This is a genomic window from Caproicibacter fermentans (assembly GCF_009746625.1).
Lineage (GTDB): Bacteria > Bacillota > Clostridia > Oscillospirales > Acutalibacteraceae > Caproicibacter > Caproicibacter fermentans.
In genome coordinates, this window is sequence record NZ_VWXL01000100.1 from 91,834 (window position 1) to 106,958 (window position 15,125).

General features: G+C 55.9%; 20 protein-coding genes. 2 read left to right on the forward strand and 18 right to left on the reverse strand.

Annotated features, from left to right (window positions below; all coding sequences use genetic code 11):
• Positions 1 to 18: 18 nt before the first annotated feature.
• The 17 genes from rpmC to acpP form a co-directional block, all read right to left on the reverse strand.
• Complete coding sequence (gene rpmC / locus CAFE_RS16950) at positions 19 to 225, reverse strand: 50S ribosomal protein L29 (RefSeq protein WP_066650233.1); 207 nt, start codon at positions 223 to 225, stop codon at positions 19 to 21.
• Positions 222 to 650: a 50S ribosomal protein L16 gene (rplP, locus tag CAFE_RS16955; protein WP_066650232.1), complete on the reverse strand. Its 429-nt coding sequence runs from the start codon at positions 648 to 650 to the stop codon at positions 222 to 224. The genes rpmC and rplP overlap by 4 nt, the downstream gene beginning before the upstream one ends.
• Positions 650 to 1,315: a 30S ribosomal protein S3 gene (gene rpsC / locus CAFE_RS16960; RefSeq protein WP_066650231.1), complete on the reverse strand. Its 666-nt coding sequence runs from the start codon at positions 1,313 to 1,315 to the stop codon at positions 650 to 652. The genes rplP and rpsC overlap by 1 nt, the downstream gene beginning before the upstream one ends.
• Before the next feature lie 20 nt (positions 1,316 to 1,335).
• On the reverse strand, positions 1,336 to 1,671 hold the full coding sequence (gene rplV, locus CAFE_RS16965; protein WP_066650230.1) for a 50S ribosomal protein L22: 336 nt from the start codon (positions 1,669 to 1,671) through the stop codon (positions 1,336 to 1,338).
• 21 nt (positions 1,672 to 1,692) lie between these two features.
• On the reverse strand, positions 1,693 to 1,974 hold the full coding sequence (gene rpsS / locus CAFE_RS16970) for a 30S ribosomal protein S19 (RefSeq protein ID WP_066650228.1): 282 nt from the start codon (positions 1,972 to 1,974) through the stop codon (positions 1,693 to 1,695).
• 26 nt (positions 1,975 to 2,000) lie between these two features.
• Positions 2,001 to 2,834: a 50S ribosomal protein L2 gene (rplB, locus tag CAFE_RS16975; protein WP_066650227.1), complete on the reverse strand. Its 834-nt coding sequence runs from the start codon at positions 2,832 to 2,834 to the stop codon at positions 2,001 to 2,003.
• Between the two features lie 82 nt (positions 2,835 to 2,916).
• Positions 2,917 to 3,207: a 50S ribosomal protein L23 gene (gene rplW / locus CAFE_RS16980; protein ID WP_066650226.1), complete on the reverse strand. Its 291-nt coding sequence runs from the start codon at positions 3,205 to 3,207 to the stop codon at positions 2,917 to 2,919.
• Positions 3,208 to 3,831, reverse strand: a complete 624-nt coding sequence (gene rplD, locus CAFE_RS16985) for a 50S ribosomal protein L4 (protein ID WP_066650223.1) — start codon at positions 3,829 to 3,831, stop codon at positions 3,208 to 3,210.
• 17 nt (positions 3,832 to 3,848) lie between these two features.
• Positions 3,849 to 4,490 (reverse strand): 50S ribosomal protein L3, encoded by a 642-nt coding sequence (gene rplC, locus CAFE_RS16990; protein WP_066650221.1) that lies wholly within the window; start codon positions 4,488 to 4,490, stop codon positions 3,849 to 3,851.
• Between the two features lie 74 nt (positions 4,491 to 4,564).
• Positions 4,565 to 4,876 carry a 30S ribosomal protein S10 gene (gene rpsJ, locus CAFE_RS16995; protein WP_066650219.1) on the reverse strand — a complete coding sequence of 104 codons (312 nt, stop codon included), beginning with the start codon at positions 4,874 to 4,876 and terminating at the stop codon, positions 4,565 to 4,567.
• A 407-nt stretch (positions 4,877 to 5,283) separates the two neighbouring features.
• Complete coding sequence (locus CAFE_RS17000; RefSeq protein WP_139104165.1) at positions 5,284 to 6,144, reverse strand: hypothetical protein; 861 nt, start codon at positions 6,142 to 6,144, stop codon at positions 5,284 to 5,286.
• A gap of 188 nt (positions 6,145 to 6,332) precedes the next feature.
• Entirely contained in the window at positions 6,333 to 6,758 is a 426-nt protein-coding gene (locus tag CAFE_RS17005) for a hypothetical protein (RefSeq protein ID WP_156991272.1), read from the reverse strand.
• A complete protein-coding gene (locus CAFE_RS17010) occupies positions 6,755 to 6,958 on the reverse strand; it encodes a helix-turn-helix transcriptional regulator (RefSeq protein ID WP_156991273.1) in 204 nt (67 codons plus the stop codon). The genes CAFE_RS17005 and CAFE_RS17010 overlap by 4 nt, the downstream gene beginning before the upstream one ends.
• Positions 6,959 to 7,100: 142 nt before the next feature.
• Positions 7,101 to 8,537 carry a proline--tRNA ligase gene (proS, locus tag CAFE_RS17015; protein ID WP_156991274.1) on the reverse strand — a complete coding sequence of 479 codons (1,437 nt, stop codon included), beginning with the start codon at positions 8,535 to 8,537 and terminating at the stop codon, positions 7,101 to 7,103.
• 58 nt (positions 8,538 to 8,595) lie between these two features.
• On the reverse strand, positions 8,596 to 8,772 hold the full coding sequence (locus CAFE_RS20520; protein WP_156991275.1) for an OadG-related small transporter subunit: 177 nt from the start codon (positions 8,770 to 8,772) through the stop codon (positions 8,596 to 8,598).
• Positions 8,773 to 8,785: 13 nt separating this feature from the next.
• Positions 8,786 to 9,865, reverse strand: a complete 1,080-nt coding sequence (locus CAFE_RS17025) for a sodium ion-translocating decarboxylase subunit beta (protein WP_156991329.1) — start codon at positions 9,863 to 9,865, stop codon at positions 8,786 to 8,788.
• 239 nt (positions 9,866 to 10,104) lie between these two features.
• A complete protein-coding gene (acpP, locus tag CAFE_RS17030; protein WP_066650204.1) occupies positions 10,105 to 10,332 on the reverse strand; it encodes an acyl carrier protein in 228 nt (75 codons plus the stop codon).
• Positions 10,333 to 10,535: 203 nt separating this feature from the next.
• Here acpP and aroE point away from each other — a divergent pair, with 203 nt between their 5' ends.
• A complete protein-coding gene (gene aroE, locus CAFE_RS17035; RefSeq protein ID WP_166525172.1) occupies positions 10,536 to 11,879 on the forward strand; it encodes a shikimate dehydrogenase in 1,344 nt (447 codons plus the stop codon).
• A 1-nt stretch (position 11,880) separates the two neighbouring features.
• On the opposite strand, the gene CAFE_RS17040 is transcribed toward aroE, so the two are convergent.
• Positions 11,881 to 13,563, reverse strand: a complete 1,683-nt coding sequence (locus CAFE_RS17040) for a sensor domain-containing protein (RefSeq protein WP_066650200.1) — start codon at positions 13,561 to 13,563, stop codon at positions 11,881 to 11,883.
• A gap of 500 nt (positions 13,564 to 14,063) precedes the next feature.
• Here CAFE_RS17040 and aroF point away from each other — a divergent pair, with 500 nt between their 5' ends.
• Positions 14,064 to 15,089 (forward strand): 3-deoxy-7-phosphoheptulonate synthase, encoded by a 1,026-nt coding sequence (aroF, locus tag CAFE_RS17045; protein ID WP_066650394.1) that lies wholly within the window; start codon positions 14,064 to 14,066, stop codon positions 15,087 to 15,089.
• Positions 15,090 to 15,125: the final 36 nt, after the last annotated feature.

The following is a 15,125-nucleotide window of genomic DNA, read 5'->3' on the forward strand; positions in this document are numbered from 1 at the left end:
GCTTAATCCTCCCTTCCGTTACGCATTGGCGCTGTCTTTGAGTTCATTTTCGCGCAAAACGGTCTTGATGCGGGCGATATCCTTCTTAACAGCCTTAATACGCATCGGGTTGTCGAGCTGATTAATGGTAAGCTGGAAACGGAGGTTGAAAAGCTCGGCCTTTAAATCCTTCAGCTTGCTTTCAAGCTCTTCCGCGCTTAATTGTCTGACTTCCGTTGGCTTCATGACTGCTCACCATCCGTTTCTTCCTTGGCAACAAATTTGCACCGGATCGGCAGTTTGTTGGATGCGAGACGAAGAGCTTCCCTTGCGGTCTCTTCGGAAACGCCGCCCATTTCAAACATAATGCGGCCCGGTTTCACAACGGCCACCCAGTACTCGGGGGCGCCTTTACCGGAGCCCATGCGGACCTCGGCGGGTTTTTTGGTCACCGGTTTATCCGGGAAAATTTTAATCCAGACCTGCCCGAATCTTTTGGTGTAACGGGTCATGGCAACACGGGCCGCCTCGATCTGGTTGGCGGTAATCCATGCCGGTTCCAACGCCTGAAGGCCATACTGACCGTAAGCAATCTGATTGCCGCGGGTACATTTGCCGGTCATGCGGCCGCGCTGTACTTTGCGGTATTTCACGCGCTTTGGCATCAGCATTATTTGCTGCCCCCTTCCCTGCGGGGCTTGCGGCTGTCCTGCAGCACCTCGCCCCTGTAGATCCAGACTTTCACTCCGATCCGCCCGTAAGTTGTGGCGGCCTCGGCAAAGCCGTAATCGATATCGGCACGAATGGTCTGCAGAGGAATCGTGCCGTCATGATACTGTTCTCTTCTCGCGATTTCCGCGCCGCCCAGGCGGCCGGAGACCTGCGTTTTAATTCCCTTGGCGCCCATCTTCATGGCGCGGCCGATGCTCTGTTTCAGCGCACGGCGGAAGGAAATTCTCTTTTCGAGCTGCTGCGCGATGTTTTCGGCAACCAGCTGCGCGTTCAGGTCCGGGCTTTTCACCTCGACGATATTAATCGTAACGGGTTTGCCCAGCGCCTTTTCGCACTGAAGACGAAGTTTGTCGATTTCACTGCCGCCCTTGCCGATGACAATGCCCGGCTTCGCGCAGTGAATATGAAGGCGAACTTTGGAAGCGTCGCGTTCAATCTCTATTTTCGGTACGCCTGCCGGTTTCAGCTGCTTTAACAGCTGCTTGCGCAGCTTGTAGTCTTCGACAAGCGTGTCGCCGAAGGCGCTGTCCTTCGCAAACCAGCGGGAATCCCAGTCTTTGATAATGCCCACACGGAACCCGTGCGGATTGACTTTCTGGCCCATAATTTACCTCCTCCTTACGCTTATTCCTGTTCTTTGAGCACCATGGTCACGTGCGAAGTCCTCTTTAAAATCTGGAACGCACGCCCCTGCGCTCTTGGACGGATGCGTTTGAGGATCGGACCAGGGGAGACAAAGCACTGAGAAACATACAGTTTGGAAACATCCATATTGTGATTGTTCTCGGCGTTGGCCATGGCCGATTTCAGCAGTTTTTCAAGGCTCTCGCTCGCGGCCTTCGGCGTATGCTTCAGGATAGCCATCGCAACGTCGACCGGTTTGTTGCGGATCAGATCCAGAACAATCTGAACCTTGCGGGGAGAGATGCGGGCGTATTTCAGATAAGCCCTTGCTTCCATGCGATACACTCCTTTCAGCCGTTATTTGCCCGGCGCCGTTGTTTTAGAGCCGGAATGTCCCTTGAAGGTACGGGTGGGGGCGAACTCGCCCAGCCTGTGACCCACCATGTCCTCCGTTACATAAACCGGGACATGCTTGCGGCCGTCGTGAACCGCTATCGTATGGCCGACAAAGTCGGGGAAAATCGTTGAGGACCTGCTCCAGGTCTTGACGATTTTCTTTTCGCCGGCCGCATTCATCTCCTGAATCCTTTTAAGCAGCACAGGCTGAACATAAGGACCCTTTTTTATGCTTCTGCTCATAACTTGCAAGCTCCTTTCTGCACGCCTTATTTGCCGTTTCTACGCTTGACAATCATCTTGTCGGAGCGATTGTGATGAGCGCGGGTCTTGTAACCCAGGGTCGGCTTGCCCCACGGGGTAACCGGTCCGGGGCGTCCGATTGGGGCTCTGCCCTCGCCGCCGCCGTGCGGGTGGTCGTTCGGGTTCATGACGGAACCGCGTACGGTCGGCCTGAAGCCCATATGGCGTTTGCGCCCGGCCTTGCCGATCTTCATGTTTTCGTGGTCTACGTTGCTGACCTGGCCGATTGTCGCCATACAGGTGATCGGCACGTTGCGAAGTTCGCCGGAGGGCAGGCGCAGCAGCGCCATTCCGTTTTCCTTCGCCATCAGTTGGGCCATGATGCCTGCCGCGCGGGCAAGCTGGGCTCCCTTGCCGGGATACAGTTCAACGTTGTGGATGAACGTACCGGTCGGGATGTTTTCCAGCGGAAGCGCGTTGCCGGGCTTAATGTCCGCGGAAGCGCCGGAAACCACCGTATCGCCGACCTTCAGTCCATCGGGAGCGATGATGTAGCTCTTGTCGCCGTCTTCATACTGAACCAGCGCGATGAACGCGGAACGGTTCGGGTCGTACTCAATGCTGACGACCTTGCCCGGCGCGTCGAATTTCTGGCGCTTGAAATCGATCAGACGGTACTTTCTGCGGTTCTTGCCGCCGCGGTGGCGGACGGTGATGCGGCCGTAGCTGTTGCGGCCGGAATTGTTCGGAAGGGACTCTAAAAGGCTCTTTTCCGGTGCCTTTTTCGTCAGGATCTTATAATCCGTAACGGACATGTTGCGCCGGGAAGCCGTGGTCGGTTTAAAATTTATGGTTGGCATTCTTTCACACTCCTCATGATGGCTTTGCGGGGAAATGCCGCTTCCCCATCCATGCCTCTGCTCTATTTCATGCAGGCAGAGATTACATCATGCCTTCAAAAAATTCAATCGTTTTGCTGCCCTCGGTCAGGGTGACAACCGCTTTCTTCCAGGAGCTGGTGTAGCCCTGGGTTTTGCCCTGACGGCGCAGATGGCCGCGGACGTGGAGGGTGTTGACCTTGTTGACCTTCACGCCGAACAGTTCTTCCACGGCGCGGGCAATATCAATTTTTGTCGCGGATTTGGCAACTTCGAAGGTGTACCTTTTCTCGCCGATGCCGGCCATGCTTTTCTCCGTCACAATCGGGCGGAGGATAATATCCTGTGCTGCCATTTAAGCATACACCTCCTCAATCTGAGCCACCGCGTCCTTGACGACAATGAATTTGTCGGCGTCCAGAATATCGTAGACGTTCAGCGTGTTGACCACAGCGGTCTTTACGCCGGGGATGTTCCGGGAGGAAGCAATCACTTTTTCGTCCACGTTCGGCAGAACAATCAGGGCCTTTTTGTCGGATCCGATTGCGCTGAGCATCGCCGCGACGGATTTGGTCTTGTATGCGTCCAGGGAAATGCTGTCGAGCACGATCATAGCGCTGTCGAGCACCTTGCTGGAAAGAGCGGATTTCATCGCGAGACGGCGCACCTTCTTATTCAGCGTATAGCTGTAGTCGCGCGGCTTCGGTGCGAAAACGATACCGCCGTGTCTCCACTGCGGAGAACGCGTGGAGCCCTGTCTTGCGTGGCCCGTACCCTTCTGCCTCCACGGTTTTCTGCCGCCGCCGGAAACTTCCGCGCGGGTTTTTGCCGACTGTGTGCCCTGGCGCAGATTTGCAAGATGGTTTACCACCATGTCGTGCATCACCGTTTTGTTCGGTTCAATTCCGAACACCGCCTCGGCCAGGTCCATCTTTTCGACTTCCTTGCCGGCCATATCAAGTACTGCTACTGTAGGCATTCCGATTCCTCCTTCCCTTACGCCCTGGCAGCTTTCACGCTGTCGCGGATCACTACAATGCCGCCGTTGGGGCCGGGAACAGCGCCCCGGATGGCGATCAGGTTGTTTTCAACGTCCACCTTCGCAACGGTCAGGTTCTGCACCGTTACCTGCTCCGCGCCCAGATGGCCGGCCATCTTCATGCCGGGCAGTACCCTGGACGGAGTCGAACACGCGCCGTTGGAGCCGCCGTGGCGGGCAACAGGGCCGGAACCGTGGGTTTCCTTCAGGCGCTGGAAGTTCCAGCGCTTGATGACGCCGGCGTATCCTTTTCCTTTACTGGTACCGGTTACGTCGATCTTGTCGCCGGCTTCAAAGACATCCGCTTTGATCAGGTCGCCGACGTTGTAAGACGACGTATCCTCAAAGCGGAACTCACGAAGCGTTTTCTTCGGGGCGACGTCCGCTTTGGCAAAATGCCCCTTCATCGGTTTGGTCACCTTTGCCGCTTTCAGATCGCCGTAGCCCATCTGAACGCTCTCGTAGCCGTCGTTTTCCGCGGTCTTCTTCTGCGAAATCACGCAGGGGCCGGCTTCCACGACCGTTACGGGGATGACTTTGCCGTTTTCGTCAAAGATCTGCGTCATGCCGATCTTCTTGCCGATAATCCCTTTTTTCATTCCTTATTACCTCCTGTGCAGGTTATTGGTTGGCTTAATAAGCCAACTTGACCCCGGCCGCCGGTTGGTTAAAGTCAGAGCTTAATCTCAACTTCAACGCCTGCGGGGAGCTCCAGACCCATCAGGGCCTCAACCGTCTTGTTTGACGGGCGCAGAATGTCGATCAGTCTCTTGTGGGTTCTCATCTCAAACTGCTCGCGGCTGTCCTTGTATTTATGAACGGCGCGCAGAATGGTGATGATCTGCTTTTCGGTCGGGAGCGGAACGGGTCCGGAAACCCTTGCGCCCGTACGCTTTGCGGTTGCAACAATCTTTTCGGCGGACTGGTCCACCAGCTGATGGTCGTACCCTTTGATTCTGATCCTGATTTTCTCCTTGACTGCCACTGGAAAATCGCCTCCTTATTGTAGTTGGCGGGCGACGTTTAAAACCTGAACACCGTGCCGGGTGTTTCTTCATTTCCAAATGAAAAACCGGATTTCTTTTTTCAGACGAAATCCGGGTAGGTTCAAAACGTCTGAGCGCAAAAGGCCGCAAAGCGGAACCCTCCGCACGCTCAAAATATTTGTCGCCCGGTTTAAAATCGGACATACTCCACGGAAAAACCGGCGCATTTGCGCCGCAACCTCCCGCTTCAACGCATATCTGTCGCAGTCGTGCTTTATTATAATACCACACTCGCCCCCGGTTTGCAACCATTATTTTTCGCGCGAACGAGGAAATTTATTCCTCATACAATAACATTAATAGAAAAGGATTTTCCGCGGTATGGACCGTGGAAAATCCAAGTCATTTAAATGAAATTCTTCCACACAGCGTTATTCGTCACAAAAGGTTTTATCTCATCGTAACCAATCGTAACCCGAAGCAGCTTGCTCTGAGACATCACCGCAAAACCTACTCCGCTTTCCGTAAAATACATCGAGGTTTTGTCGAGATCCTTCTTAAGCGCGGAAGCGGTTGCTGCCGAAGCATATTCCGAGCTGAACTGTGCTTTCGCATCCTTTGCAAGAGCCGCGTAAAAGGAATCGCTTTCTTTTATTAAATCCGAAAAAGACAGAGCGGTTCCGGTAGTCAGGTTAAGGTTGACGGTTCGAAGAGCGTGCGTCGTCTTTCCTTTTGGGGAAAGAGTAACATATTCGTTAAAGCCGATGCTGATAAAGGTTTTTCCCTGATAAGTTGCGTCTCCGGCTGTCTTTACCCTCGTCTTGACTTTTTTGGCGCCGGTTCCAAGGGAATTAACAGTTTTCAGCGCGCAGTTTTTAATCGCGGCATTCACTTTGTCCTGCTGCGAGGCAAGACCGGTCAGTTGAGGATAGGATACCGAGTAGTCGTTGTTATCCTTTTTTAATGAGAAGTCGACCGATTTGATTTTGTAATTACCGTCATTTTTTGAAGCCTCCGCTTTGGCAGTCGGCGCTCTGGAAGCGTCCTGAAAAGCGGGAGTTACCGAAGAAGTATCGGACGTAACCCCCGAATAGAGGCTTGCGGAGGAGGATGTCCCGCCTGCCGACGAAGATGAGCCCGCAGACGTGCTTCCACCCGACGAAGCGGGCACGGACGAACCGGAAGAAGCTCCGTTCTGGCCTTGGCATGCGGCAGAGGACGCCAGAATCGCGGCCGATAAAAGGATCATGAGTATTTTTTTCATCAAATTAATTCGCACTCCCATTATTATGTTGAAGTCGTTGATATTCGTACCGCCGGAAAACAGAAAAAAGGCAGGAAGTCTTTTCTTTATTCTTGCGCTATTATTTTACTCGTAATCATTGGGGGATTCAAGTAACAAATTTTTGCAGAATTGTCACAAAACTATGAACAGTCTGAAAGGATCTGTTACTCTTACATCTTCTTGGAATAATAGTTGGAAAAGTATACAAAAAGAATCAGTTCAACGGCGATTAAACCGGCGGCTGTCAAAATCAAATACGGCGCTGCGCCCATGACGCCAAGCACAATTATAAAACTGTCAAGGACATAATTCATATATTTCGCGGTCTTTGCCCCCGCTTTTTCCCGAATCCTGACATTGCGTTCGTCGTTGACTTCAATCTGCTTGATTCTTCGGACCTCTTCCGTTTCCGCGGCGGAAACGAGCAGGGAATCCGCAAACCACCCCACGCCCAGCACTGCCGCCGCAGCGCCGATTCCAATGCAAAAACCGGAAATCGTTTTTTGACTTTCCGCGGTGAGCCCGAACCCGCCGGCTGCAATCAAGGCTCCCCCGGCCAAAGCCAGTAGTAAAAACCACACTTGCCTGCGTTTCATTTAATTTCCTCCTCATAGAGAAAAATTTCTTCAATCGCCAGATGAAAATACCGGGCAATCTTGAACGCCAATAAAATGGATGGGTTATAGCGTCCGTTTTCCAGAGAGCCGATTGTTTGCCGGGACACCTCCAGCACGTCGGCCAACTGTTCCTGACTGATCCCGTACTGTTTCCGGATCTGCTCCAGCCTGTTTTTCATATTCGAGCCTCTTTATGAAATGTAAAGTTCGCTTTCCATTACCAGAATACGCCGAAATACAGAAAATGTCAAGCCTGCTTTCCATTTTTACGGGAAGCAAAAGCCGCGGGAAAATCCGCGGCTCTATTAGTAAGATACCCGATTAATACGCCTTGCCCCAGTAAACCAGTTTTTCCGCCGGTTTTCCGCAGCAGACGCAGGCGCCGTGCTCATGCTCGTGCCCGAACGGGATACAGCGGGAAGAAACCCCCGCGACTTCCTTGAGCTTTTCCTCGCACGCCGGGTCGCCGCACCACATGGCCCGAATAAAGCCGGGCTTCGAATCGGCGATTTCTTTCATCTCGTCAAGCGACTTTGCCTCATAGGTTTTGCCCTCGCGGTTTTTCAGCGCTTTTTCATACATATCGTTCCTCACGCGCTCCAACTGCTCCGCGACGGCGTCTTCCAGATTGTCGAGCGGAACAAACACCTTTTCCCGGTCGGTGCGGCGGACCAGCACGCACTGATTTTTTTCGATATCCTTCGGCCCGATTTCCAAACGAAGCGGCACGCCCTTCATCTCATACTGGGCAAATTTCCACCCGGGCGACTGGTCGGAATCGTCCGTTTTCACGCGAAAGCGCTGTTTCAGCCGGGTTTCAATCTCCTTCGCCTTGTCTAGCACGCCGGGTTTATGCTGCGCGACCGGCACGATCATCACCTGAATCGGGGCGACCGCCGGCGGCAGAACCAGGCCGCTGTCGTCGCCGTGAGTCATGATAATCCCCCCGATGATCCGGGTGCTCATGCCCCAGGAGGTCTGGAACGGATGGCACAGGGAATTGTCCCTGCCCTGGAATGTCACGTTGAACGCCCTGGCGAAGCCGTCGCCGAAATAGTGGCTGGTTCCGGATTGGAGCGCTTTACCGTCGTGCATCATAGCTTCAATCGTATAGGTCGCAACCGCGCCCGCGAATTTCTCGCTTTCGGTCTTCTGCCCGCGCAGAACCGGAATGGCAAGCTGTTTTTCGCAGAAGTCCGCGTACACATCCAGCATCCGTAAAGTTTCCGCACGCGCGTCCTCTTCGGTTTCGTGCATGGTGTGGCCCTCCTGCCAGTGGAATTCCACCGACCGCAGGAACGGGCGGGTCGTTTTTTCCCAGCGGACAACGGAGCACCACTGGTTGTACAGCTTCGGCAGATCCCTCCAGGAGTGAATCACGCGCGCGTAATGCTCGCAGAACAGCGTCTCCGAAGTCGGGCGCACGCAAAGGCGCTCCGGCAGCTTCTCGCTGCCGCCCGTCGTCACCCACGCGACCTCCGGCGCAAAGCCCTGCACATGCTCCTTTTCCTTGTTTAAAAGGCTTTCCGGAATAAACAGGGGCATTGAGACGTTCTCATGCCCAAGCTCTTTAAAACGCGCGTCCAGATAGTCCCGGATATTTTCCCAGATGGCCCAGCCGTACGGCTCGATGACCATACACCCGCGCACGCTGGAATAATCCATCAGCTCCGCCTTTTTCACAATATCCGTGTACCATTGGGCGAAGTCCTCCTCCATGGGAGTGATGGCCTCCACCATTTTTTTCTGTTCCGCCATTGCTGTTTCCCCTTTATCCTCAAGTCCGCGGTCCGCTTTTGCGGAACCGTCGGTATCGTCAGTCCTTGTTTTTCGTCCAGCGGTTTAAAGCTACGATCACCAGAAAGATCAGCAGCATGACGACAAAAATTCCCGCCATGCCCTTGCCCATCAGCTCCAGCGAGCGGCCGACGTCGGCGCCGTTCACCGGGCCGACCGGCCCCTGATAGTCGGAAAGTAAAAATCCGTAATTCACCCCGGCGCCTCCTTTACGCTAAAAAGTTACTTGCAAGCGACAAAATGATGCCGCCCGCAACGACCGAACCGATCTGCCCCGCCACATTCGCGCCGATGGCGTGCATCAGCAGGTGGTTCTGGTTGTCCTCTTTCAATCCCATCTTTTGAATCACGCGCGCCGACATCGGGAAAGCGGAAATCCCCGCCGCGCCGACCATCGGGTTGAATTTTCTGCCCTCGGGCAAAAACAGATTCAGCAGCTTTGCAAACAAAACCCCGCCGACCGAATCGAACACAAAGGCGACGAGCCCGAGCGCCATCACCGCCAGCGTGTTCCAGCGCACAAACACGTCCGCGCGCATCTGGAACGCGATCGTGATGCCGAGGAAAATGGTGATCAAATTCGCAAGCGGGCCCTGCGCGGCCTTGGAAAGGCTTTCGAGCCGCCCGCATTCCCGAATCAGGTTGCCGAACATCAGCAGTCCGACCAGCGCGACGGAATCCGGGGCGATCAGCCCGGCGATCATGGTAACGATGATCGGAAACAGAATTTTCGTCGTCTTGGAAACGGAATCCGGCTGATACGGCATGCGGATGCTCCGTTCCTTTTTGGTTGTGACCAGCCGGATGGCAAACGGCTGAATCAGCGGCACCAGCGCCATATAGGAATAGGCCGCGACGGCGACGGCCCCTTTGTAGGCGCTGTCCAGAACCTGGGAAACCAGGATGGAAGTCGGCCCGTCCGCAGCGCCGATCACGCCGATCGACATCGCGTCCCGCAGCGGGAAGCCGAGCAGGACCGCGGCGCTGATCGTGAAGAAAATTCCGAACTGCGCGGCGGCTCCGAACAAAATCATCCTCGGGTTCGACAGCAGCGGCCCGAAATCGATCATGGCGCCGATGCCGACAAAAAGCAGCAGCGGCATGGCCTCCGAAGAGGCGATTCCCTTGTTGAACAGCCATTCGATAATGCCGTTGTCCCCCAGAACGCCCGTGTAAGGCAGGTTGACCAGGATGGCCCCGAAGCCCATCGGCAGAAGCAGGGAGGGCTCAAAATCCTTTTTGACGGCCAGCCAGATCAAAAGTCCTCCGACCGCCCACATGACGGCCATCTGCGGGGTAACGCCGGAAACCCCGTGCAGCAAAAAGTCAAATTGACTCAACAGCTTTGACACTCCTTTATTTTTGGCAGCCCCGGCAGAAGGAACCAAAGCTTTCCGTTCTTTTCGTCATTCAGGAATCATTATAGCGGAAACTCCGCGTCATTTCAAGAAAAAACCGGCCCGGTTTTAAACGGAACGTAAAAAAATCCGCCATGCTGCCGCACGGCGGATGACAGGATTCGTCTTGCTCAGACGTGGTCCTCAATGTATTTGACCAGCTCCCCGACCGTCTTGATATTTTCGACTTCCTCGTCGGGAATTTCGATTTCAAATTCATCCTCGATTGACATCAGAAGGTCGACCACGTCGAGAGAGTCCGCCCCCAGATCATCGGCAATATTCGTATCGGCAGTAATCGTATCCTCCTCAACGTCAAACTGCTCGCTTAAAATCGCCTTAACCTTTTCGAAAACCATGATATATCCTCCTTAGATCTTAAAAAAATCACTCATGTGCAAAACAAAAATCCCAGTGTGGACAAAGGAATCCCGGCTGTGCTAAAATTGCACAGGGTGATTTACCCTGGAGTCCCGGGTTCTGAATGCCTATCCACATATTATTAGCAATGCTTCGCTTTGTCAATCATTTTTTTGATTTTATTTCTTGGGGGTCGTTTGATTTGGAAACCTTGCATTTTGCCGTCCTCGGCCATCCGATCGGCCACACTATGTCCCCGCTGATTCATTCCCGCCTTTTCTCCCTTTCCGGCACCGCCGCGCGGTACGCCGCCCTCGACGTCGCGCCGGAATCGCTCGGCGATTTTCTTTCCGGGCGCGGCGAGTGGAACGGATTCAACATCACTATCCCCCACAAGCGTGCCATTATACCTTTTTTGGATTCGCTCGACCAAAAAGCTCTGCTGACCGGCTCGGTCAACACCGTAAGAAACGAAGCCGGAAAACTCACCGGGTACACAACGGACGGCGACGGCTTCCGTCTTGCGCTGGAACACGCCGGAGTCTTTCTTCGGGACTGCCGCACGGTCATCCTCGGAGCGGGCGGAGCCGCGCGCGCCATGGCCTTCGAAACCGCGCTCGCCGGAGGGCGGGTCACGGTGGCGGCAAGGGAGCATTCCCTTGGCGCCGCCAAAGAGCTCTGCGCGGATCTGACCCGCAAAATTCCCGGCGCGGCGGCGGACGCCTGCCCGATCGGGGAAATTTCCGGCGGGATGGACCTTCTGGTCAACGCGACGCCCGCCGGCATGTACCCGAACGTCAACTCCTGCGCGGCCGAGGAAGACCTGATCCGGCGCGCGGGCTGCGTGTTCGACGCGGTTTACAATCCGGACGAAACCATGCTGATCCGTCTCGCGGAGAAAAACGGCATTCCGGCGGTCCGAGGCATGGCCATGCTGGTGTGGCAGGCCGCCGCCGCACAGACGATCTGGACGGGCGCCCGGTTTCGCGCGGAAGAAATCGGCCGTCTTTGCGGGGACGCCGTGCTGGAAATGAAGAAGAAATTCGGGAATCTCGTTCTGTGCGGATTCATGGGCAGCGGAAAGACAACCGTCGGCAGGCTCCTGGCCGAACAAACCGGCCGCCGCTTTCTCGACATGGACCAGTGGATTGAAGAAAAGGAGGGCTGTTCCGTCGCGCAGATTTTCACGAAACGGGGCGAAAGCGGATTCCGCGCCCTGGAGCGGGAAGCGGCTTGCGAGCTTTCACGGAAAACGGGGCTGGTCATCGCCGCCGGAGGCGGGGCTCTGCTGGACCCGGAAAACGCGCGGGCGCTCCGCTCCGGCGGTACCGTCATCCTGCTCGACGCGTCCCTGAACGCCGTGCGGTCAAGGCTGGAAGGCGACCGGACGCGCCCTCTTCTGCGGGACGGCGGCGGGGAACTGGAGCGGCTCTACGGCGCGCGCCTGCCCGTTTACCGGGAACGCGCGGATGTAGCCGTGCCCGCGGACGGCTCGCCGGAAGAAACGGCCCGCCTGGTGCTGAAAGCGCTGGAACCCGTCCGCTGACTCAGCTCCGCGCAATCTCGTCGATTTCGCTCGTGTAAACGCGGAACGAATCCTTCCCGCTCTTTTTCGCCGCGTACATCGCGGCGTCGGCCTTCCGGAACAGCTCCTCATAGGAGTTTCCGTCATACGGATAAAAGGAGATCCCGACGCTTCCCGAAACGCAGACCGGTCCGGAGATGCTGTTCTCCCGGAACGCGTTCCCGATGCATTCCGCCTTTTTCACCACCAGATTGACGGAGGTAATGCCGCGGAGGAACACGACGAATTCATCCCCGCCGATGCGTCCGACGATATCCTCCTCCCGGAACAGCCGCTTGATCCGCGCCGCCGTTTCCACGATCAACTCGTCGCCTTTGAGATGCCCCAGGCGGTCGTTCACATTCTTAAAGTTGTCGATATCGATGACAAAAAGGGCATGGCGCTCTTCCCTTTCGCTGCGGGCTATCACCTTTTCGATCTTGCCGACCGCCGTAACCCGGTTGTAAAGGCCGGTCAGCAGGTCGTGCTCCGCCCGCTGCCGCAGGGCGATCGACTCCTTTTTGCGCCGGTCGATGTCGGAGATGACGACGATCAGGCGCGCGGCTTTCCCCTGCTCGTCGAAAAAGGCCGCCGGGTGCACGTTGCACCAGATATAAACGCCGTCCGCCCCGAGAAAGCGAAATTCGTCGTCCTCCAGAACCTCTCCGTGCAGCAGCCGGTCCGCTTTTTCCGTCAGCCTTCTCCGGTCCGGCTCATAAATCAGCGAAAGCTCCGGCAAATCCGCCATCAGATTGCCGTATTGCGGGAATCCGGTCCCGAATCTCGCCGTGAAAGCAGGCGAATAATAGATACGGCTGGTTTTCAGGTCGAAATCAACGACCGGATCGGCTGCGTGCTCCAGAATCATACGGTAGCGCTCTTCGGTGGCGGCCAGCTCTTCCTGCGCCTTCTGGGTCTCCGTGATATCCATCAACACGCTGTACAGCCAGACGTTCCCGTTGCAGTCCTCCTGCACTCTGGATTTGTCGAGAACCCAGATCAGGCGGCCGCTTTTCCCCATAATCCGGTAAGTCAGCTCCGCGGCCCCGTCGCGCCTCATGCGGCCGCCCGCCTGCCGCAGCAGAAGGTCGCGGTCTTTTTCATAGATCATCTGAATAAAGCGGCTGCCGAACTCCGCGGCGATCTCATCCCTGCGGTAGCCCGTCATGCGGCAGAATCCCTCGCTGACAAAATTCAGCGTCAGGAATTCGTCGCTCCTGCAGCGCAGCACGCCGCAGGGGACGTTGGCCGTCAGGGCCTCCAGCTCCTGCGCCTGTTCCAGCCGCTGTCTGCGGGAACGCCTGCGCAGGGTAATGTCCTCCAACACGCCGCTGAAAAACTCTGCGCCGTCCTGATCCTTCTGCAGTCTGACCCGGTAGGAAGCCCAGATGTGATGCCCGTCCTTTTTAATCAGACGGAGCTCCGGATTTGCAAACCCCTTTGCCCTGATTTCTTCCCTAATACGCTCCCAGTCGACCGGCGGATTGTTTCGAAGGACCGGTTCCGGGCCTTCTTCCAGCAATGCGGAGATCTCGTCCTTCGCATACCCAAGGGTCCTGAAAAAGGCTTTGCTCGCATACAGGATCGACAGCCGGCTGTCCGGCTTGCAGCACAGCAGGCTGCATCCGAGGTCGTCGATCAGCTGTTCCAGATTCAAACTCCCCATTCCAGCTGCTTCCTTCCGGTCAACTTCCATATCATGGTAAATACTTGCTTATATTCTATCAACACACCGGAAAGAATTCAAGTATCACATAAAATATTTTCGCTGGGAAATTATTTTATTGAAACTTACCGGACGGAACCTCTTCCCGCAAGCGGAGCAGCGAAAAAAGCTTGACACAGCCCGAATGCTGTATTATGATACAAAAAAGACACGGAGAAAGGAAATTCCTTCATGAAGTTTTCATTCAGCGCGCGATTTACGTTTTACGGATACCCCCGCTATTCTTTTGCGGATGGGTTTTATCGCGTATGCCTGAAAACTGACTGTGAGCTTTCCCGTGCCGCGGGGCGCAGGCCGTAACGATTTCGGCCGTTGCCCTGACAGAGTCCATATCGGCGGAGCTGGCAGCAGCCCCGCCGTTTTTTTATACCCATCGGGGGCTTTTTGCTCCCGGAGGCGCCGGGTTGCCGCCCGTCCGTCAGAATCAGGAGGAACAGAAAATGATTATTGTACTGAAACCGGACTGCACACAGCAGCAGATCAGCGATTTCTGCGCGTCCCTTCGCGAAGAATACGGCGTTAAGGTGAACACCTGGGTGGGGACGCAGAGCACCGTGCTCGGCCTGATCGGCGACACCTCCGCGATCGACATCGACTCCGTCGCGGCGCAGGAGCTTGTGGAAAGCGTCAAGCGCGTACAGGAGCCTTACAAAAAGGCAAACCGGAAGTTCCACCCGGACGATACGGTCGTAACCCTGCCCGGCGGGCAGAAAATCGGCGGCGGAGGCCTTTCCCTGATCGCGGGCCCGTGCTCGGTGGAAAGCAGAGAGCAGATCTGCGGCATCGCGCGGCGGGTCAAAACGGCGGGCGCCTCCTTCCTGCGCGGCGGCGCGTTCAAGCCCCGCACCTCTCCGTATTCGTTTCAGGGACTGAAAGCCGGGGGGCTTGAGCTTCTGAGCGAAGCGAAGAAGGAAACCGGACTTCCCATCGTCACCGAGCTGATGAGCGAAAAGCACATCGATCTGTTTCTCGAAAGCGGGGTTGACGTGATTCAGGTCGGCGCGCGCAACATGCAGAATTTCGAGCTGCTTAAGGAGCTCGGCAAAATCCGCAAGCCGATTCTGCTCAAACGCGGCCTGTCGAACACGATCGAAGAGCTTCTGATGAGCGCGGAGTATATCATGGCGGGCGGCAACAATCAGGTCATCCTCTGCGAGCGCGGAATCCGCACGTTCGAGCCCTACACGCGCAACACGCTCGACATCTCCGCCATTCCGATCTTAAAGCGCTGTTCCCATCTTCCCGTCGTTGTGGACCCCAGCCACGCCTCCGGGCACTCCTGGCTGGTGGAACCGCTGGCGCTCGCCGCGGTGGCCGCCGGCGCGGACGGCCTGATCATCGAGGTCCACAACAATCCCGCTAAGGCCCTTTCGGACGGCGCGCAGTCCCTGACGCCCGACCAGTTTGAACAGACCGCCGCCCGGCTGAAAGCGGAGGCGCTGGCCTTCGGAAGAGCATTGGACTAACCGCCGCTTTTCTGCTATAATGTGTGAAATCAAAAA